Origin of the sequence: Bdellovibrio bacteriovorus, from assembly GCF_002208115.1 — a bacterium.
GTDB lineage: Bacteria > Bdellovibrionota > Bdellovibrionia > Bdellovibrionales > Bdellovibrionaceae > Bdellovibrio > Bdellovibrio bacteriovorus_C.
The window spans coordinates 228,662-246,163 of sequence record NZ_CP020946.1; the positions used below are offsets into that span (position 1 = coordinate 228,662).

Here is a 17,502-nt window from a genome sequence, read left to right on the forward strand (position 1 = left end):
GGGTGGTTAATGTGTTGAGGGTCACTGATACTCCAAGGTCAGTGGCCCTTTTTTCGTTTTTCAGGGTCATTTTGGCCTCCAAAGGGTTGGTACGCGGGTTGCTTTAAGGGTCGGTGGGGGAACTTTCTAACCACTTGGGGGACATAATGACTCTAAAAAACAGCCTTTTACTCTCTTTTGCCGCAATTACTTTATTCACCGCTGCTGCTGAAGCCTATATCGTGCCGGGTGGTTCTCGTCCGGGCCCAGCTCCGATTCCAGATGTCGGCCCTGGCTTCCCAGGTGATTTCGGACCGGGCGGTGATTTTGGACCAGCTCCAGGTTATCCGGGGGACGACTTCGGTAATGGCGGTGGTTATGGCCGTCAGGAACGTAAGGTCATCTATTTGAACCGTCGTGTGAACAACGAAACTTTGCACCTTCGCCAGTTGGCGGGCATCGGTGAAAACTATCGTGGTTATGTTGTTGAGTCCGTGGAAGCGGAATTCCGCAGCAGCGGTTACAACACGGAAGTCATTTTGCTGACTGATGGCCGTCGTGAGGAAAGTGTTTATTCTCCTCAAGGGTCTGTTCTGCTTCGCCCGCAGTATCGTGCCGTTTTGGGTGAAGACATCCGCACTTTGCAACTAGAAATCCGTGGCAATGCCCAGCTTGAATCCGTCACTGTAAACTTGCGTGAACAGGATTCATACAATCCTCCAGGTCGTCCTGAGCGCACAATCGACGTGCCGTTGTATGTGAACCGTCGTTTGTACGGGAATGACCGTTTGGATCTGGGCATGTACCTGGATATGAACCGCTACCGTGGTTACAGAATCCAGGCGATCGAAATCGAGGCCAATGCTGTTTATAACGTGGCTTTGATGGATCTTCTGATCAACGGCTTTAACCAGGGTCAAACAATCCAGGTAGATCGTTACGGTCGTCGCCAGACTGTGTACCCGCAAAATGCTGTGATCGGTCAGACGGCTTCCAGCATCGTGCTTTACACTCGCGGGGACTTGGATGTTCGCGGAGTGACTTTGAAGTTGTCCCGTCGCTAATTGCTGAACGTTTTAAAACTTAGACTAGGAAAAGGGGCTCCAACAGGGGGCCCTTTTTTTATGCCTTGCAATAAGTTAAGGATCTTTGCGCCAAATCCGCTTGTTTTGAGGATTCAAATCAGGTGAACTAGTTTGAGTGCAAAGGAGAACCATTTCTATGCAAAACCGCCAGCCAGAGTTTAGCAAAGGCAAAGAAATTTCAATGGGTTCGCTCGTTCCGCCCGTATTATCTGATTACATGAACTATCGCCAGTTCTTGGCGGACTTCTATCTGTTTAAACGTAAGGCTTCCAAAGGCTCTTTGCGCGCATACACGTATGCCGTGTTCTCTGCCGCAGCCAATATCAAATCCCCGAATTACTTGAAAATGATCATCGAAGGAAAAAGAAATCTTTCCGACGACATGATCGGCAAGTTCGGTAAAGCCCTGGGCTTTATGAAAGATCAGACCGAAGAATTCCGTTTGCTGGTTCAATTCACGCAAGCGATGGATCCGGCTGAACGCAACATGTACCTCAAGAAATTGAGCGAACACCGTGTGGCGGGGAAACTGAAATCCGGCGAAATCGATCGCAAGACCTGGGAAAAAGTTCCGAACTGGGTGGCGTGGATCATTTACGCAATGATCGATCAGGACGGTGTTTCCTTCGATACAGCGACGCTGAAAAACCTTCTGCGTGGCAAAGCTTCTGAAGATGAAATCGATAACGCCCTTTCCACTTTGATCAGCTCTGGCGACCTTCGCCGTGACGAAGTGACGGGTGAATTGAAAAAAGCCCGCAGCCTGACTGAATCCCCGGAAGAAATCCCGGTGGCTTTGGTTCGCAAGCTGCAATCCCAGTTGATGTACTTGGGCCTTGAATCCCTGTACCAGGATCAACCAACCGAGCGTGAGTTCGGCACGTTGACTCTTTCTTTGACCAAGTCCGAGTTTGAAGAGATCAAATTCAAACTGCGCCAGATGAGAAAAGCCCTGCACAAGGACAACTCCATCGCGCGCATGAAGGACAAGGGCGAAAGAGTTTACCAGTTGAACATCCAACTGTTCCCGGTGACTAACGCGGTTGAAACTGCGGTGAAAGCACCAGCAATGAAGTCGGCTTTGGATATCCAGGTTGAGACTCCGATCGTTGAGACGACCCCTGTGGAAGCACCGGTGATGATGGCTGAGGCTCCAGCGGTTCCTCAAGCAGCAGCTCCGGCTGCCCCTGTCAGCGCTAAAGAACAGAAGAATGAACGCTCCAATGTGAGCTCTCTTGCCGCAACTGCAGCGTCCGCTGCCGACCTTTTCCGTTAATTCTGCACAATCTAAGGGCTGTCATTGAACGTGACAGCCCCTCGGATAAATTTAAGATTCTTAAATTTTGGTGTCAGTTTTGCCCCATTTTTCAGCCAACAATGTGGATAACTCTGTGGAATAGCCCCATAAATGGTGGATATCTCAACCGTTTGGCGTAAATTGTCCCTTGCTAACGTTAGGATCTGGTTAGGATGACACCACCCAAGCAAGACAAAAGTCCTGCGTCACGAAAAATTTAATCGTTGAAAACAGGGGTCCGAGTGGGAAGGATAAACGATTTTCATTTTCCCGCGAAATGCGAGATGATGAGAAAGAACTGTTTCACAACATGGGGGCGTACTGGCTTCGACGTGGGTGCTGAAGCATAAGGAGCATACCGGGGCGCATGAGGACCTCGTTAAAAACGTGCACTTTGTAATTGGCAACGATTACGCACTTGCAGCTTAATTAAGCAGCACGATCAACCTTGTGGTGGTTCCGCACTTGGATTGATCGTCATTTAGGGACCTCGGCGTGTTGGGTTTTCTCCAGCAGACATGCTTAAATTTACTGGGGGAGAGGTCTTAGGGATTTTGTCTGTGGAAGCCCGAGGACCAATCTAAAACACTGACTAAGTATGTAGCGCCTTATCGTGGATCATTTGCGGACGGGGGTTCAATTCCCCCCGCCTCCACCATTTACTGCCATTGAACCTGAATTAAATAGTATTAAATGTATAGATGCTTCCCCTTTTTGGGGAGGGAGATTAGTTTAAATAGTCGTGTTAGTTTTTTGCTTTAGATAGCAATAATAAGATTTCCCCAATGTAACCAAGTTTTCTGTTGGACATCCGTCTAGAAGTGTCTTTAAAAACATAGTTAAGTTTACCAATCAATAAACTAAATTTAGTATTTACATCATTGTGGCAACGATTGACGGAATTCAAATATATAAAGATCCGACTATATGTCTGTGCATCATCAACTCTTTCACTCCCGCTCTTAAAGAGTGTGCAAAGAAGCGACTTGTATCTGTGTGCCATGGTTCAAGTAGGGCTGAACTAGACGGTGAGTTCTATACATATAATTCCACTATCAAAGAGTTTTGGGAGAGGCTGAAAGAAAAAGACCCGCCGAAGAAAATGGGAATGGTCGCGGAATTTTTAACCCATGTTCTAATTTTGGAAATCTTTAAGGACTTCTTTCCTGCCAGTGTATTCTTCAATCTTGAAGAGCGGAGCGTAAAAAAAGGTTTTGATCTGGTTTTTAAAAATAAAGCGGAGATATGGATAACGGAAATCAAATCAGGGCTCAAAAACACTACAGACACATCTAATGATCGCATTAAAGAGCTAATTTCGATCGCCAAGAGAGATATCAAAGAGAAATTAAAAGAAGATCGATCTACCCTGTGGCAAAATGCAGTTAATCATGTGGACATTGCTTTAGTCCAAAGCGACGAGCGTAAGGCTATCAAATCTATTCTGATGCAAGGTAAAACGGCAGCCCTTGCTGGAACTGCTCAACATCAAAATCATAATGTGGTTCTTGTAGCAGGTCTGTTTGCGAACGTAAGCGACCTCATACAGGACACGACCATTAAAATGGCGGCACAAGCAATTCGAAATGAGAATATTTTTAAAAAGGAAATCGTCATAGCCTTTCAAAAGAACACTTTTGAAACTGTTGTTAACTTTTTTGAAAGCGAAGCGCAGAATGCCTGATATTACTTTTACCACCCTTAGAAAGAAGGACGGGGATTTTACGGCGTTTCGTGAGCTTTATACTAAGCTCTTACTAAACCAGCAGCTAGATGAATTTCAACTTCAAAAGCTATTACAGATTGCAATCGTGTTCCTAAACTCAAAACGCGAACTTGTTCGATTTTTCGGCTATCGAATAATTCTTCAATATGCCTTGGCAAAAAACGATTTTACTGCTTTGAACGACATCTCCTTAAACTTGGGATATATTCCCATCTCAAAAATCCTGGAAAAAACATCTATCAATTCAGAATTTCAGGGAGAGTTTTTTAAAGAATTTCTGAGTTCTTATAAAAACTCCTTTCGCACAAGTGCTGGAACCTTTTTGACAGAGGGGCAGCGTGCTTTGCAGAGAGATCTTTTTGATAAGAAGAAAGACTCTAATAATGTCGTAATCGCGCCCACCTCATACGGTAAGTCGGAGGCCATTGTCTCTACAGCTCTCGAGGTTCCAAAGAGCTGTATCATTGTCCCAACAAAAGCACTTTTAGCGCAGACCAAGAAACGCTTCCTAAACTCTGGCGCTGATCTATCCGCAAAGACGATAATTATTCATCATGAAATGTATTCGCCTTCTCAAGACAATTTAATTGCAATTCTCACCCAGGAAAGGTTGTTGAGTCTTTTGCAAGAGAATCCCAAGGCATACTTTGATAAAGTTTATGTGGATGAGGCACATAACTTATTGGAAAAGGATTCAAGAGCAAACTTACTCGCCTCTTGCTTGGTTCTCTTGAAGTATCGAAATAAGAATACGGTTTTCAATTTTTTTACACCATTCTTAAATGATGCGAGAAATCTTGAAACCAAGTTTCTTAGCTTGAATGCAGCTGAGCTTCGTAAAAATGAATATATAAAATCCGAGAAAATATTCTTGATTGATTTTAGAAGGTCCGATGAGGCCTTGCTCCACTTGTATGATCAGTTCATGAATGAATTTATTGAGATTCCAGAGGCTACATATCGTTCTGATGTTGAATTTATAAATAGGCAGGCAGCTCATAAAAACATCATATACTTTAATACACCTAAAGATGTAGAATCGTATTGTTCTCAACTAATAAAAAGCCGACCTCTGATAACTTCAGATTTTGTGTCAAAAGCATATGAAAGTATTAAAAACTACATTCATAAAGACTATTTTTTGCTGAGATGCCTGTCTCGGGGAATTGTTTATCATCACGGCTCGATGCCAGATAACGTAAAGTTGTATATAGAGCAACTCTACATTGAAGAGCCACAGATTCAGTTTATAGTTACAACGTCGACGCTTCTTGAAGGCGTCAATATCCCAGCAGATCAAATCTTTATAATGTCGACGTCTAAAGGCATTCGGGATTTGTCATCATCTCAGTTTAAAAACTTAATTGGCCGGGTGTGTCGATATGGTGACATTTTTTCTGGCGGGAATCCCGAAAATCTTCAAAAGCTTATGCCGAAGATATTCTTGCTAGGAACAGAGTACTCGAGATCAAAATACAGAGGTAGATGATAAGTCGACAGAAAAATCTCTTGTGGAGTTGATGGAAAGTATTGAAAAAAATTCAACTGGCGTCGAGGTGAGAAGAGCTACCACAGCATTTGGAAAATCATGTTTCAAAAATCGCATTTCAGAATTCGATATTTTTGAATTTGAGGGAGAAGGTCAAGAGAGTGTCGAGGCGCTGTTGTATGCCAAGAGAAAGGCCGATGACGTCCTGAAGGTCATGGAATTGGTCTTTGAGCTATTCGTGGAGCCTGTAAGAAGTAAATATATAGATTCGGGCAATGATGATCTTCTTAAGAAGGAGTATAAATTCTTTCAGCTGGCAATCCAAGGGGCCCGAAATGCTTATGCCATGTATTTACGTTGGAAATCAGAAAGCATTTCTTTCAGTCAAATGATTGCAGTTGTTGTGCAGCATTGGAAGCAAAATAACGAAGATGGGCTTGTCTATGTTGGCAAATGGGGCGATGTCAGTAGGGATAGGATGGGTATATGGAAAAACTGGATAAATATAAAAAAGAAGACTGAATACGAATTGGTAAACATTGCCATTGTGAGAGTCAAGGATGAGCAAGACTATGTTGATCATTCTCTATTCAAGTTTATTGAAGTTCTAAATGATATGGGACTTGTTGAGGAAGACTTATTCCTGAAATTGAAGTACGGTACTGCAGATCAAAATAAGATATTTTTTATCAAGGCTGGCTTTAGCTCGTCATTAACAAACCTATTGATTAATAAGTACAAGGATAAAGTGACTTTTGATATAGAGAAGAATGTGATTGTGATAGATCCAACTCTAATTGTAATGATGAATCAGAACGAGGAAAATGAGATCGTGATTCATGAAGTTACATATCACATCAAATCTTAGATATGGTGAATTTAAGTTGGGAAGCTTGATGCCTTGATTTCTTTTTTTCTTCGGCTTAAATATGCGATCACTACTTGTAAGGAATCTTCATGGAACTACCATTCTCCGCCGCTGCCGATCGTAATAAAGAACCCATCCTGGAAGTTCTTAAAAAAGTCATCCGTCACGAAGACCATAATCTGCTCGAGGTCGGTGCCGGCATGGGACAACACGCGGTTTACCTTGCGCCCTTCTTCCCAAAGATGGAATGGACTCCGACCGAAGTGGCAGAAAACCTGCCGATGCTTCGTGAGCGTATCCAACAAAGCGGGATTCCGAATATCAAAACTCCGTTCCGAATGGTTGTCGGGGAGGATGATTTCCCGATTCGCACTTTCGACGTGATTTTGACGATCAATACATTCCACATCATGTCCTGGAAAGAGTGTAAGACTTTTATCAAATTGATCGCGGGCCGTTTAGAGGAAGGCGGGAAGGTTCTGATTTACGGGCCGTTCAACTATAACGGCCAGTTCACGACCCCCAGCAATGAAGAATTCGACAAATCCTTGCGCGAACGAGATCCGCAAAGTGGCATCCGCAATTTTGAAGACGTCTTAAGCGCGATGTTTAAAAATGGTTTTGAGTTCGTGAAAGACTTCGAAATGCCAGCGAACAATCGCATGCTGCTTTTCCGCAGGCTTAAATTCGTAAGAAAGAAATAGTCCTCATTTAAATTTAAAGGTCTCAGGCTTTGTTGTTAGCAACTATTTTGATATAAAGCCCGCCAAGAATAAGGGCCGTTGCAATAAAAAGTCTGAGACTTGTTTTTTCATTCAAAAGCAAGATTCCACCAAAGGCCGCGATGACCGGGCTTGACAGCATGGCCACGGCAGCAGTGCTTGTTTTCAGACTTTGCATGACGATATACCACAGTAAATATCCCAGCGCCGATGTCAGTGCTCCGGACAAAACGGCCCAAGTGGCACCCATGGTTGTCAGTTTTAGACCAAACACAAGATACAAAGCCAAAACGACCGGAAGGGTGAAGATAAAGTTCATTGCGGTCGCGGTGACGGGATCAGCGGCTTTCTTTCCAAGAATAGAATAAATCCCCCAGGATATTCCTGAAAGAGCCATCAATATAGAGGCCTGAACCGGAGGAACATCAAAGCCCGGAAGCACTAGATAAACCAATCCGGAAAGCGCGATGATCACGCCCAGCTTTTCAAAGCGTGACAGTTTTGCCCCGTTGTACATCGAGTATCCCAGCATCGTCATTTGCGCCGCCGGAAATACAATCAAAGCGCCCGTACTGGCGGTCATCTGTACATAAGCCAGAGAAAAGAAAAGGGCATAGGAAAACAGCATGAACGCCGGGAGTAGGGCCACCCTATTAACGATGATTTTTTTGTCGTGGTAGGCCTTCAGGGCCAAAGGCAATAGAATCGCAGCCCCAGCAAATAATCTTAAGATAGTAAAAGAAACCGGATCATTTGAGTGGTCGCTCAACGCCAGCCTGCAGAAAATGGAATTTGCTGCAAAAGCCGCCATCGTCAGTGAAGTGAGTAGGATGATCCTAAGGTTCATTCAAGCATTCAACGTCACTGACTTTGGTTTTGCATCAGTAAAGAGGGTTTCTAGGTTCTTTATCTGATGTTCAACATACGGGTGACTGAAGGCAGTCTTTTTAATTTTTGGTCTGTAATATCACGATGGCTTGTCCGGTGCCTTTGATCGCAAGTTTTCCACTTTGCGCAAGAAGGCCGTCACCGTCTTTTATGTCTTTCCCGTTCCAAGAAAGATCCCCAATAGAAACCGCATAGGCGAACTTGTCTTCAGGAATTTCAAAGACCTGTTCGTCACCTTCAATCTTAGCAGCATACAACCACACATCCTGTCGGATATTCAGTGGGGCAGCACTAGGCCCCGCCAACAGATTGAAGCCCTTTTGGGTAAGACCTGCTTGCTGCACCACCGGCGTTCCCGATTTTGAATTCGGATGGATCCAGATCTGCAGCAGACGCAAAGGTTGGTCGCTGAGGTTCCCTTCCGCATGAAAAATCCCATCGCGAGCACTCATTAGTTGCAGATGCTCCGCCGGGACTTCCTGATTCGTTCCTTTGTCATCCAGATGCTGAAGCTTTCCATGAACCACCCAGGTCAGGATCTCCATGTCGTTGTGGGGATGATCGGGGAAGCGGGATTTGGGTTGGATTTTCGCATCAGCCAAAACCAGCAGATTTTTCAGTTGTTCGCCGCGACCTGAATAAGGTCCCACGGTTGCGATAAAGTGATCTTTCAAAGACAGCCAGCCCAGATTCATTTCTGGCAACTGGGAATAAGGCCTAACTTGAATTTCGGATGTTTTTGAATTCATAGAGCTGTCTCCTAAAATCGCAAAGTGAAACAAAGCCGCCACTGAAAGAATTCCGATACCGGCAAACACAAGGAATCTTTTTCTCATTCTTCACGGCTCCTTATGGTATTCTGGGGCAGGTGGTATCTTTAGTAAAGTAGGGGTATTTTGGAAACTAGTTTCCTGGAGTGAACTAATGGCAAAAAGTAAATCATTGGAAGCCTGCCCGGTATATAAGACGGCGATGATTCTGGACGGAAAGTGGACGATTCTCATTTTTAGAGACTTGCTGGCTAATAAAGTCGTCCGGTTTAACGAACTTCGCCGGTCCCTGGGATCCATCAGTCCCAAAACCCTGACCGAGCGCCTGACGGAGCTTGAAGATCAAGGTTTGGTGAACAGAAAAGTCTACGCTGAGGTCCCGCCACGGGTGGAGTACTCGCTGACTGAAAAAGGCAAAGGCCTTTCTGCAGTTTTTGATTCCATGGCGAAATTCGGAGACAAGTGGCTGAGTTAGATCAAGCCACCTTCCTGAAGCAGAAGCCTGCCGGAAATTTCAGGCAGCTCTGTCGCCAGGCTTTTTAGCAAGAATTCAAAACGTGCGATAGCGGCTTCTTTTCGTTCTTGATCAGTGCCTTCAAGGCCATCCGCCAGTTCGCGCCATTCCGGTGATCTTAAAAGGACTTCCTGCAATGACTTGGTGAACACATCCGCCCACGTCGGTTGGCTGAATGTAAAGTTCAGTGAAAGGGATTCTTCTTCGGTGGTTGTTTCATGCCAATAACCGCGGGGAACAAACAAAACACAGCCCGGCTTCATTATGACTTCCATGCTGTCTTCATCCAAAGCATCGATCAGGTGAGCGTGGCACTGTTTTTCCAGGGCTGCCGGCATTTCTTCTGAACCCGTCGTAAAACGTTCGGTCGGGAATTCCACGGATTCATTCGGTGCAAGTCTCCATGTCTTGGTGCCTTTGATTTGAATAATGAAGTTTGCATTGGCATCAAAGTGCAGACGGGTGCCGCAACCAGCTGGTGTGGCATAGGCAATCGAACGTGCTTTGCACAGATCGTTTTCAGCTCCACCTGTTACCAACCCCAAGTCCGCGCGGACGTTCCCCAGCATGTCGGCAATTGTTGCATCCTGGCTTTGCATAGAATCAAAAACCAAGGTCATGTTGTTGCGATAGGCTTTCAGTGCATCACTGGGTTCAAGATGGATCGAGCTGTATTCGTCGTCAAAATCAGGCAGACACGCACGAACCTTGCGCTGACGGGCCGAGATCAAATTTTTAAGGTCTTGCATTTGCTCTAAGGCAAAGATGTCCTGCAGTTTCCCCGGGGTCGCCGGAATAAACAAAGGCTCTACAGGCCAGTGGGAATTAAAGAATTCAGGAAGCGTGACAGGGGCCAATAGTTCTGCAAGACCAAGTTTTTTCATGTCTTGATTTAACCCCGAGAAACCGATCAGCGCTATCTATTCTTTACGGTGCAAGCTCTTCAGCAAAGACTTTTTCGGTCACACGCCAGAACTTGTCCTGTTTTCTGGCGATGACAAAGATCGGGGAGCGGAAAAGCTTCTGGAACCGGATGACTTCCTGAGGGCTTGTCAGATCCACGGCCAGTTCCGGCAGTCTGAGGTGGGATCTTAAGAAGTTGATATTGAACTTCTTCACAGCTGTTGTGTTGTTGAAGAAGTGGACTTCGCTGAGGTAATTGGATTCCAGATCGTAATAACGGATTTCAAGGTAAGGATTTGAATTCTTGTCCTTGCGCTCTTCAAAGGAAATCCGGTCCGGAGTCATCACATGGGCGTTCTTGGAAAGCTTCGCCTGCTTCAGTTTGGCTTCAGCATCAATTAAGACGGCATCGCACTTTTCGCAAGCCTTGGCCGTGATGTCGTTTTCACAGGAACAGTTATGGCAAAGTTTAAATCTGAAGCGGAATCCGCAGGGCTTGATTTCCAATGTGTTCGGGTCTTGAGAGGCCCCTTTGCATTTTCTGCCGAAATGTTCAAAGACCACGCCGTCATCATCGGCATAACCCCAGAAATCATTTTCAAAGGCACACTGGGGGCAGGCCACTTTGACCGGGACGGTGTCCTTGGCCGGGCGCTTGTCGCTGATCTCCGGGGCATAGATGTCGTGACCGACCCCGGTGTAATCCAGAACGTAACAGTCTTTTTTGTCTTCAGATAAACGAAGTCCGCGACCCACAATCTGCTGATACAGACTGTTGGATTCCGTGGGGCGCAAGATCGCAATAACATCGACGTGAGGCGCATCAAATCCGGTGGTCAGGACGGAGACGTTGACCAGGTACTTGAATTTCTTCTGTTTAAAGTCGTGGATGATCTGCGCACGCTCTTTGATATCCGTGTCACCAAAGACAACGCGGGCCTGATCCGCCGGAAGATAGGTCATGATTTCTTCAGCATGTTTAATGGTGCTGGCAAAAATCATCACACCCTGACGGTCGTACTTTTCCGTGATGTCGATGATGTTGTTGATAATCAAAGGGGTCAGGCGCTTTTGATTCTTAAGAACTTCTTCAACTTCGGCGGTGGTGAAGGCGCGGTCTTTTCCCAGCAGGTCTGAAAAGTCATAACATGTGACCGGAATATCAACTTTCACCGGGATGGTCAGATAGCCGTGGCGGATCATGTAGGACAGTGGCAGTTCATACACGCACTGCTTGAAGAATCGACTTTGTTCGGTTTTAAGCTCGCCGCCTTGATTGTATTCATAGATCCAGCCTAAGCCCATGCGGTAAGGCGTGGCCGTCAGGCCCAAGACACACAAAGTGGGGTTGCGGTCCTGCAGCTTTTTAACGACTTCTTGATATTGTGTTGCGCCCTCTTCGGCGACACGATGGCATTCATCGATGATCAGCAAAGAAAAGTTGTTGAAGAATTCATCCGGGGCGCGGGCCACGGACTGCACGCTTCCAAAGATGGCCTTCTGATCGTGATCTTTCTTCCCCAGGCTGGCAGAAAAGATGCCGGCTTCCAGGCCATAGCTTCGGTACTTGTCATGGTTTTGTTCGACCAGCTCTTTGACGTGTGCCAATACCAGGATGCGGCCACGGGCGATGCGGGCCAATTCGGCAATAACCAAACTTTTTCCCGCACCTGTCGGCAGCACAATAACAGCCGGTTCCCGTTTTTTCTGGAAATACCGGATCGTATTTGTAACCGCCTGCTGTTGATAGTCACGTAACCTGTACATGGGCCTACTTTACAGGATTAGGCTGAAAATCTCACTTCTTAAGTTTCTCTGGACACAAGCTTATTTACAGCTGAAAGCGCCATGACTAAACTGATTTTACAGGAGGTCTATATGGATGAAAGTGATTTTGAGGGAACCTTGGTTCTTGAGAAAATTGCAGAGATCAATAAGATTGACGAGTTCTTTGAGGCTCTGGATTCCGACGACTTTGACCAGGCCCGAGCCCTGATGAGACGCGCCGGGGTGGACGGCGAGACCATTATGATGGTTTTAAGAAAAATGCGTGCGGCGGACGGCGAACACTGAAATTGTCCCCGTTCGCAGATTGCTTGAATGATCCAATCCGGTTAGATATGATCCCATGTACTGCTAGAGGGACGTGGTTTTGGCGTTAAACGACAAGAAAAAGACAATTGAGTATTTTAGTTCATGGCATGTCCAGAACAAGATCACTTTGATCTGCCTGATTTCCATTTTGCTGCTTTCAGCCCTGTTTGTGGCGGCAGCGATCCTTCTACCGGCCATCACCACCACGCAAATTATTGCTTTTATTATTCTGATTCCAGCCATCGCCTGCTTCGGCATTGCAACCTGCCATTCTTCCGGTCTGGAGTTGGAAAAAGCCCGTCGTGACTACGACAAAATGGCGCAGCGTTTGTCCGAAACCGAAGATTCGCAAATCACTCTGGATCGTTTCTTTACCATTTCCAATGACCTGATGGCGGTGGCGGGGAAAGACGGGCGTCTTAAGAAAGTCAGCAAGTCCCTGGTGAATACTCTGGGGTACAGTGAAGAGACTTTGCTCAGCACTCCGTTTTTTGAATTCATTCATCCAGATGACCGCGTATCCACCCGCGAAAACATCAAGGCCTTAAGTTTGGGTCTGCGTTCCGTGGACTTTGTGAATCGCTATCGCACGGCCGAGGGCTCTTATCGCACCCTGAGCTGGAGTGCCGCCGCCGACGACGAACTGGGTGTTCGTTTTGCTTCGGCCCGCGATGTGACCGATGAAAGAAACTTCAGAACCCGTATGCAGCAGATCCTGGATTCGGCTCCGTTCCTGCTGATTGTGAAAGACACCGAAGGCACTATCACCAATTGCAATGACGCCTTTGCCGGGATGGTGGGTTTCACCCGCGAATCCCTTTTGGGAAAAAACATCCGGCTTTTAAAATCTCCATTCCACTCGGCTCCTTCTGAAAAAGAGCAGGAAGTTCTAAGATCGCAGATCCCGGTCACCTATGACGAAGTGTTGGTGACAAATGGGACTGAAGAAAAGTATCTTTCCACGGTGTTCCCGATTGTGGATCAGACGGGCAAAGCGATTTCGATCGGTAAAGTTTCAGTAAAGGTTTTACAGTAACCTTGGGAGGCCTTCATGGCTGCTAACGACAAAAAGATTTTGATCTATCTTCCAGATGAATACGCGGACTGGGAGGGCGCTTACCTGATGAGCGAACTTTCCCAGAACAAGATTCCTTTTACCGTTGTGTCTGAAACGAAGAACACCATCACCTCCATCGGAAGCCTGAAAGTGCAGCCTCAGGCGGCTGTCTCAGACTTTACCGCAGATCAGGTGTCCGCTTTGATTCTGATCGGCGGGGAAAACTGGCCGAATATGGATCGCAATAAAGACGCGCGCGCACTGGCAGCCCAGGTTCTGAAGCAAAACTCTTTGCTGGCGGCGATCTGCGGGGCGACTTTTGCGCTGGCGCAAGAAGGTTTGCTGAAAGACCGCAAACACACCAGTAATGATCTGAATATGCTAAAGGCTTTTGTGCCGACTTACGCTGAAGACGCCAATTACCAGAACAAGCTTGCAGTGACGGATGGAAATCTGATCACGGCATCCGGTGCCGGCCCGGTGGACTTCACGTTGGAGCTTTTGCGCGCTTTGGATGTTTACACCGAAGAAAAGCGTCAGCACTGGTATAACCTGTTTAAAAACGGAACCCCGCCACCGGCAGAGTTCTGGACATAGTTTTCGAGGGCGCCGACGGGAATCTGAAGGGGAGCCATGATTAAATCTCACAGCAATAATTTCCAGGCCGAACATTCCTTTTCGATCAGCTCTGAAGATGAGCTGGTGAAATCGTTCCGTGTGCGTGATCAGAAGAAATTGGTTCTGCCCGATCGCCTGCGCTATCCGCTGAACATTCGTTCTTACTTCACCTGGAAAGAGCCTTCCGGCGTTTACACCTATCTGGTGATGAAGATGCCGAACTGGGATCTTCCCAAAGGGGTTGCGTTTAAAAGAACAGCTCCCAGCGGTGAGCCCACGGGCGGGCTGTGCAACTGGTGCCACGCCTATGGATCTTCAGAAGAAATCGGCCTCTTGTCGGTGGCGATGAGTGCCAATGTCAGTAATTCGTACATGATCTGTCAGGACTTGCGTTGTATCGAAAAGATCGAAGAAGCGGCGATGCTGGCTGGAAAAGATCCTGAAAAGAACATCAACGAGCTTTATCAGAAGATGCAAAAGCTCTTTGAAAATATCAGCGGCTATCGTCCTGATTAGGCTTTTAGAATTTCAAAATATCTTTTTAAGGAATCATAAAGAGCATTAAAGGCTTTGGGGTCTTCAAGGCCTTTTAGCATTCCGTAAAAACCCTCATGCGCCATCACCACGAAATGCGCCACCTGACGGGTGTTGATATCTTCACGCAGATACCCCGCTTTTTTGGCGCGCTTGAGTTCCTGATCCATACCATCGATCCAATAGTTCAGAGCATCTTGCAAACGTGCTTTAAAGCCCGGATCCACCGGAGCCATTTCCTGCACCAGATTATTCAAAGGACAACCATAGCGAAGTTCCTGAGGATCGGCTTTGCCGATCAGGTTTTTTAGCTGCAACAAGATCCCTTCCAGGGGGTTTTCATAGGTTTTCAGTGGATCAATCCAGCGGGCGTAGGTCATCGGTTTGATGACTTCATCGACCAGGGCATAGCCCAGATCCAGTTTTGTCGGGAACTGATGGTAAAAGGCCCCTTTGGTCATCGATGTCTTTTTGACAATTTCATCGATGCTAACCCCTTGAAATCCGCGGGTAAAGACCTCCCAAAAGGCCGCATCTAAAATCTCTTTGCGGGACTTTTCCAGGTTTCGGGTCTTTTTAACGGGTGCTTTCTGCCCCTTTTTTCCTTCTTCCATGTAAAGAGTCTAGCAAAAAAGACCGATCTTTACAACATACTAAATAGTATGTTAATGTTTCTCATATAGGAGGTCGTTATGTTGATCAAAGTAGTCGTGGGTATGCTGGTTGTCGTGGCACTGTTTTTGGCCTTTATCGCCACTCGCAAGGGTGAGTTCCGTTATGAAGTCAGCGAAGTGATCGCGGCTCCGCCGGAAAAGATCTTTCCATATATTAGTGATTTGAAGCTGGGCGGGGAGTGGTCTCCTTTTGAAAAAGTGGACCCCAACATGAAAAAAGAATTTATCGGTGAACCGAATCAAGTCGGCAGCAAAATGACCTTTGCGGGGAACAAAGACGCTGGCGCAGGATCAATAGAAATTATCCGAATTATTCCCAACGAGCTGGTGCAGCTTCGTCTGCTGATGACGGAGCCCTTGGCTGCTGACAACATTGTGGAATACCGCCTGACCCCCGAAGGACAAGGCACCCGTTTCAGTTGGTCCATGTCCGGTAATGGCGGTTATGTTGGAAAACTTGTTACATTCTTTATCGATTGCGAAAAAATGGTCACGGATCAATTCCGCCAGGGTTTTGAAAATCTTAAAGCCATCGTGGAAGTAAAGTAAGGAGCTGCAAATGAAAGGTGAATTTTGGATCAACCTTCCTTCGAAAGACATTGAAAAGACCCGCAAGTTCTATACGGAGCTGGGTTTTGAAATGAACACCGCCCATGCAGCCCCGCACATGGTGGGAATGTTTTTGGGAAGCAAGAAGGTGGTGCTGAACATATTTCCGGATGTGATGTTTAAGGAATTTATTGGTGGATCTGCTGTGACGGAAAGTCATGAATCCGGAGAAGTGTTGTTTTCATTGGGTGCGGACTCGGTCGAGGAAGTGGATGATTGGGCCCGCCGCGCTGAAAAAGCAGGGGCTAAATCCTTTGGGGATCCTGGAGACAAAGACGGTTGGATGTACGGATGTGGCTTTGCCGATCCCGATGGCCACCGCTGGAATATTTTATTTATGAACATGAGCAAGATGCCGAAATAGGAGGCCGTTATGAAGATTGATCCAAAGCTTGATCTGGTGCTTGAAAGAGTTATTGATTTGACCCTTGAACAGGTATGGAAGGGCTGGACGACTCCAGAGATTCTGACCAAGTGGTTCTGTCCAGAACCATGGAAAACCATCGAAGCCGAAGTGGATCTGAAGCCCGGTGGGATCTTCCGCACGGTGATGCAGTCTCCGGAAGGTGACAAGTACCCGAATGTCGGCTGCTTCCTGGAAGTTGAAAAAAACAAGAAGCTTGTGTGGACCGATGTTTTGGCTCCTGGATTCCGTCCGGTTCCGACGGTGGAATCTGGCGCGGGCTTCCCGATGACGGCTTTCATTTTGCTGGAAGAGCATCAGGGTAAAACCAAGTACACGGCCGTGGCTCGCCATCGCAGTGAAGAGGACCTGAAAAAACACGAAGCCATGGGTTTTCACGAGGGCTGGGGCATTTGTGCCGATCAGCTTGTGAAAGTGATGAAGAGTCTTTAAAAAGAAAAAGCGGCTTGTAACAAAGCCGCGTTTTTTATTTCTTCAGTGTCAGGCGCACCGGACAGTGGTCAGAGCCCATCACATCCGGGCAGTGAGCCGCTGCTTTGAGGCGGTCGGAAGCCTCTTTGTTCACCAGGAAATAATCCAAGCGCCATCCGATGTTCTTTTCGCGAACTCCGGGCCGGTAGCTCCACCAGGTATAATGATCAGGCCCCTGTTCAAATTTTCTGAAACTGTCGACCCATTCAAGCTTATCCAGGAACCGTGTCATCCATGCGCGTTCTTCGGGAAGGAATCCGGCATTTTTCATATTGGATTTCGGATTGCGCAGATCGATCTCTTTGTGGGCGATATTAAAGTCTCCGCAAATGATGACCTCGCGGCCTTTTTTTCTGAGTGCCTGCAGGCGCTTTTCCGCCGCCGCACAGAATTCAAGCTTAAAGGGCAAACGGGTGTGTTCGCGCTGACTGTTTGGCCAATAGCTGTTCACAACGGTGATGGGGCCAAAATCCGCCTCCAGCCAGCGGCCTTCGACATCAAACTTGGCAATACCCAAACCAATGCGCACATCGTCGGGTTCTTTCTTGGAATAAAGCGCCAGGCCGGAATAACCGGCTTTTTCCGCAAAAGCCCAAGAAGAATGGTATTTCGCTGGATGATAGAATTCTTCATCCTTTTTGATGGCTTCGTCGGTGATTTTAATTTCCTGCAGGCAGACGATGTCGGCTTTTTCTTTTTCGAACCATTCGCGGAAATTTTTGCGGTGGACCGAGCGCAACCCATTAACATTCCAAGAGATCATTTTCATAAGCCCTACAA

At 46.7% G+C, this 17,502-nt stretch carries 20 protein-coding genes and 1 other RNA gene; 15 read left to right on the plus strand and 6 right to left on the minus strand.

The features are described from left to right. The first annotated feature begins 146 nt into the window (after window positions 1-146). From B9G79_RS01140 to B9G79_RS01170, 7 genes are all read left to right on the plus strand, one after another. Window positions 147-1,043, plus strand: coding sequence for a hypothetical protein (locus tag B9G79_RS01140; protein ID WP_088563916.1), 897 nt, complete (start codon window positions 147-149; stop codon window positions 1,041-1,043). Between the two features lie 157 nt (window positions 1,044-1,200). Continuing rightward, window positions 1,201-2,340 (plus strand): DUF4423 domain-containing protein, encoded by a 1,140-nt coding sequence (locus B9G79_RS01145; RefSeq protein ID WP_088563917.1) that lies wholly within the window; start codon window positions 1,201-1,203, stop codon window positions 2,338-2,340. Window positions 2,341-2,673: 333 nt separating this feature from the next. Next, window positions 2,674-3,019: a transfer-messenger RNA gene (gene ssrA, locus B9G79_RS01150) on the plus strand. A gap of 225 nt (window positions 3,020-3,244) precedes the next feature. Continuing rightward, window positions 3,245-4,045 carry a hypothetical protein gene (locus tag B9G79_RS01155; RefSeq protein WP_157678700.1) on the plus strand — a complete coding sequence of 267 codons (801 nt, stop codon included), beginning with the start codon at window positions 3,245-3,247 and terminating at the stop codon, window positions 4,043-4,045. Beyond that, a complete protein-coding gene (locus B9G79_RS01160) occupies window positions 3,999-5,576 on the plus strand; it encodes a DEAD/DEAH box helicase (RefSeq protein WP_198298036.1) in 1,578 nt (525 codons plus the stop codon). The genes B9G79_RS01155 and B9G79_RS01160 overlap by 47 nt, the downstream gene beginning before the upstream one ends. Window positions 5,577-5,607: 31 nt before the next feature. After that, a complete protein-coding gene (locus B9G79_RS01165) occupies window positions 5,608-6,444 on the plus strand; it encodes a hypothetical protein (protein ID WP_088563920.1) in 837 nt (278 codons plus the stop codon). 89 nt (window positions 6,445-6,533) lie between these two features. Further along, the gene (locus tag B9G79_RS01170) at window positions 6,534-7,148 is read left to right on the plus strand and encodes a DUF938 domain-containing protein (protein WP_088563921.1); all 615 of its coding nucleotides are present in this window, start codon (window positions 6,534-6,536) and stop codon (window positions 7,146-7,148) included. A 22-nt stretch (window positions 7,149-7,170) separates the two neighbouring features. Here B9G79_RS01170 and B9G79_RS01175 read toward each other — a convergent pair whose 3' ends face one another. Then, window positions 7,171-7,935, minus strand: a complete 765-nt coding sequence (locus B9G79_RS01175) for a DMT family transporter (RefSeq protein ID WP_442857622.1) — start codon at window positions 7,933-7,935, stop codon at window positions 7,171-7,173. A gap of 178 nt (window positions 7,936-8,113) precedes the next feature. After that, window positions 8,114-8,890 carry a pirin family protein gene (locus B9G79_RS01180; RefSeq protein WP_232468965.1) on the minus strand — a complete coding sequence of 259 codons (777 nt, stop codon included), beginning with the start codon at window positions 8,888-8,890 and terminating at the stop codon, window positions 8,114-8,116. A gap of 88 nt (window positions 8,891-8,978) precedes the next feature. Here B9G79_RS01180 and B9G79_RS01185 point away from each other — a divergent pair, with 88 nt between their 5' ends. Then, on the plus strand, window positions 8,979-9,299 hold the full coding sequence (locus tag B9G79_RS01185; RefSeq protein WP_088563923.1) for a winged helix-turn-helix transcriptional regulator: 321 nt from the start codon (window positions 8,979-8,981) through the stop codon (window positions 9,297-9,299). On the opposite strand, the gene B9G79_RS01190 is transcribed toward B9G79_RS01185, so the two are convergent. Further along, window positions 9,296-10,222 carry a JmjC domain-containing protein gene (locus B9G79_RS01190; RefSeq protein ID WP_088563924.1) on the minus strand — a complete coding sequence of 309 codons (927 nt, stop codon included), beginning with the start codon at window positions 10,220-10,222 and terminating at the stop codon, window positions 9,296-9,298. The genes B9G79_RS01185 and B9G79_RS01190 overlap by 4 nt on opposite strands. 43 nt (window positions 10,223-10,265) lie before the next feature. Beyond that, window positions 10,266-12,008, minus strand: coding sequence for a DEAD/DEAH box helicase (locus tag B9G79_RS01195; protein ID WP_088563925.1), 1,743 nt, complete (start codon window positions 12,006-12,008; stop codon window positions 10,266-10,268). 81 nt (window positions 12,009-12,089) lie between these two features. On the opposite strand from B9G79_RS01195, the gene B9G79_RS01200 reads away from it, so the two are divergent. The 4 genes from B9G79_RS01200 (at window position 12,090) to B9G79_RS01215 (ending at window position 14,526) form a co-directional block, all read left to right on the plus strand. Next, window positions 12,090-12,314: a hypothetical protein gene (locus tag B9G79_RS01200; RefSeq protein ID WP_088563926.1), complete on the plus strand. Its 225-nt coding sequence runs from the start codon at window positions 12,090-12,092 to the stop codon at window positions 12,312-12,314. A gap of 73 nt (window positions 12,315-12,387) precedes the next feature. Then, window positions 12,388-13,371 (plus strand): PAS domain-containing protein, encoded by a 984-nt coding sequence (locus B9G79_RS01205; protein ID WP_088563927.1) that lies wholly within the window; start codon window positions 12,388-12,390, stop codon window positions 13,369-13,371. A 15-nt stretch (window positions 13,372-13,386) separates the two neighbouring features. Continuing rightward, a complete protein-coding gene (locus tag B9G79_RS01210; protein WP_088563928.1) occupies window positions 13,387-13,989 on the plus strand; it encodes a type 1 glutamine amidotransferase family protein in 603 nt (200 codons plus the stop codon). Between the two features lie 36 nt (window positions 13,990-14,025). Beyond that, the gene (locus B9G79_RS01215) at window positions 14,026-14,526 is read left to right on the plus strand and encodes an FBP domain-containing protein (RefSeq protein WP_088563929.1); all 501 of its coding nucleotides are present in this window, start codon (window positions 14,026-14,028) and stop codon (window positions 14,524-14,526) included. On the opposite strand, the gene B9G79_RS01220 is transcribed toward B9G79_RS01215, so the two are convergent. Continuing rightward, window positions 14,523-15,158: a TetR/AcrR family transcriptional regulator gene (locus tag B9G79_RS01220; RefSeq protein WP_088563930.1), complete on the minus strand. Its 636-nt coding sequence runs from the start codon at window positions 15,156-15,158 to the stop codon at window positions 14,523-14,525. The two genes, B9G79_RS01215 and B9G79_RS01220, sit on opposite strands and share 4 nt — an antisense overlap. A 78-nt stretch (window positions 15,159-15,236) precedes the next feature. Here B9G79_RS01220 and B9G79_RS01225 point away from each other — a divergent pair, with 78 nt between their 5' ends. The 3 genes from B9G79_RS01225 to B9G79_RS01235 are packed head-to-tail and all read left to right on the plus strand — an operon-like array spanning window position 15,237 to window position 16,683. Then, on the plus strand, window positions 15,237-15,767 hold the full coding sequence (locus B9G79_RS01225; protein WP_088563931.1) for an SRPBCC family protein: 531 nt from the start codon (window positions 15,237-15,239) through the stop codon (window positions 15,765-15,767). 10 nt (window positions 15,768-15,777) lie between these two features. Then, window positions 15,778-16,191, plus strand: coding sequence for a VOC family protein (locus B9G79_RS01230; protein ID WP_088563932.1), 414 nt, complete (start codon window positions 15,778-15,780; stop codon window positions 16,189-16,191). A 9-nt stretch (window positions 16,192-16,200) separates the two neighbouring features. After that, the gene (locus B9G79_RS01235) at window positions 16,201-16,683 is read left to right on the plus strand and encodes an SRPBCC family protein (protein ID WP_088563933.1); all 483 of its coding nucleotides are present in this window, start codon (window positions 16,201-16,203) and stop codon (window positions 16,681-16,683) included. Between the two features lie 34 nt (window positions 16,684-16,717). On the opposite strand, the gene B9G79_RS01240 is transcribed toward B9G79_RS01235, so the two are convergent. Then, entirely contained in the window at window positions 16,718-17,491 is a 774-nt protein-coding gene (locus B9G79_RS01240) for an exodeoxyribonuclease III (RefSeq protein ID WP_088563934.1), read from the minus strand. Between the last annotated feature and the right edge of the window lie 11 nt (window positions 17,492-17,502).

Coding starts and splice junctions, on each gene's coding strand:
- B9G79_RS01145 (WP_088563917.1), top strand. CDS start 1,201: ATGCAAAACCGCCAGCCAGAGTTTAGCAAAGGCAAAGAAATTTCAATG.
- B9G79_RS01240 (WP_088563934.1), bottom strand. CDS start 17,491: ATGAAAATGATCTCTTGGAATGTTAATGGGTTGCGCTCGGTCCACCGC.
- B9G79_RS01230 (WP_088563932.1), top strand. CDS start 15,778: ATGAAAGGTGAATTTTGGATCAACCTTCCTTCGAAAGACATTGAAAAG.
- B9G79_RS01200 (WP_088563926.1), top strand. CDS start 12,090: ATGACTAAACTGATTTTACAGGAGGTCTATATGGATGAAAGTGATTTT.
- B9G79_RS01215 (WP_088563929.1), top strand. CDS start 14,026: ATGATTAAATCTCACAGCAATAATTTCCAGGCCGAACATTCCTTTTCG.
- B9G79_RS01210 (WP_088563928.1), top strand. CDS start 13,387: ATGGCTGCTAACGACAAAAAGATTTTGATCTATCTTCCAGATGAATAC.
- B9G79_RS01185 (WP_088563923.1), top strand. CDS start 8,979: ATGGCAAAAAGTAAATCATTGGAAGCCTGCCCGGTATATAAGACGGCG.
- B9G79_RS01235 (WP_088563933.1), top strand. CDS start 16,201: ATGAAGATTGATCCAAAGCTTGATCTGGTGCTTGAAAGAGTTATTGAT.
- B9G79_RS01190 (WP_088563924.1), bottom strand. CDS start 10,222: ATGAAAAAACTTGGTCTTGCAGAACTATTGGCCCCTGTCACGCTTCCT.
- B9G79_RS01195 (WP_088563925.1), bottom strand. CDS start 12,008: ATGTACAGGTTACGTGACTATCAACAGCAGGCGGTTACAAATACGATC.
- B9G79_RS01220 (WP_088563930.1), bottom strand. CDS start 15,158: ATGGAAGAAGGAAAAAAGGGGCAGAAAGCACCCGTTAAAAAGACCCGA.
- B9G79_RS01170 (WP_088563921.1), top strand. CDS start 6,534: ATGGAACTACCATTCTCCGCCGCTGCCGATCGTAATAAAGAACCCATC.
- B9G79_RS01165 (WP_088563920.1), top strand. CDS start 5,608: ATGGAAAGTATTGAAAAAAATTCAACTGGCGTCGAGGTGAGAAGAGCT.
- B9G79_RS01140 (WP_088563916.1), top strand. CDS start 147: ATGACTCTAAAAAACAGCCTTTTACTCTCTTTTGCCGCAATTACTTTA.
- B9G79_RS01225 (WP_088563931.1), top strand. CDS start 15,237: ATGTTGATCAAAGTAGTCGTGGGTATGCTGGTTGTCGTGGCACTGTTT.
- B9G79_RS01180 (WP_232468965.1), bottom strand. CDS start 8,890: ATGAGAAAAAGATTCCTTGTGTTTGCCGGTATCGGAATTCTTTCAGTG.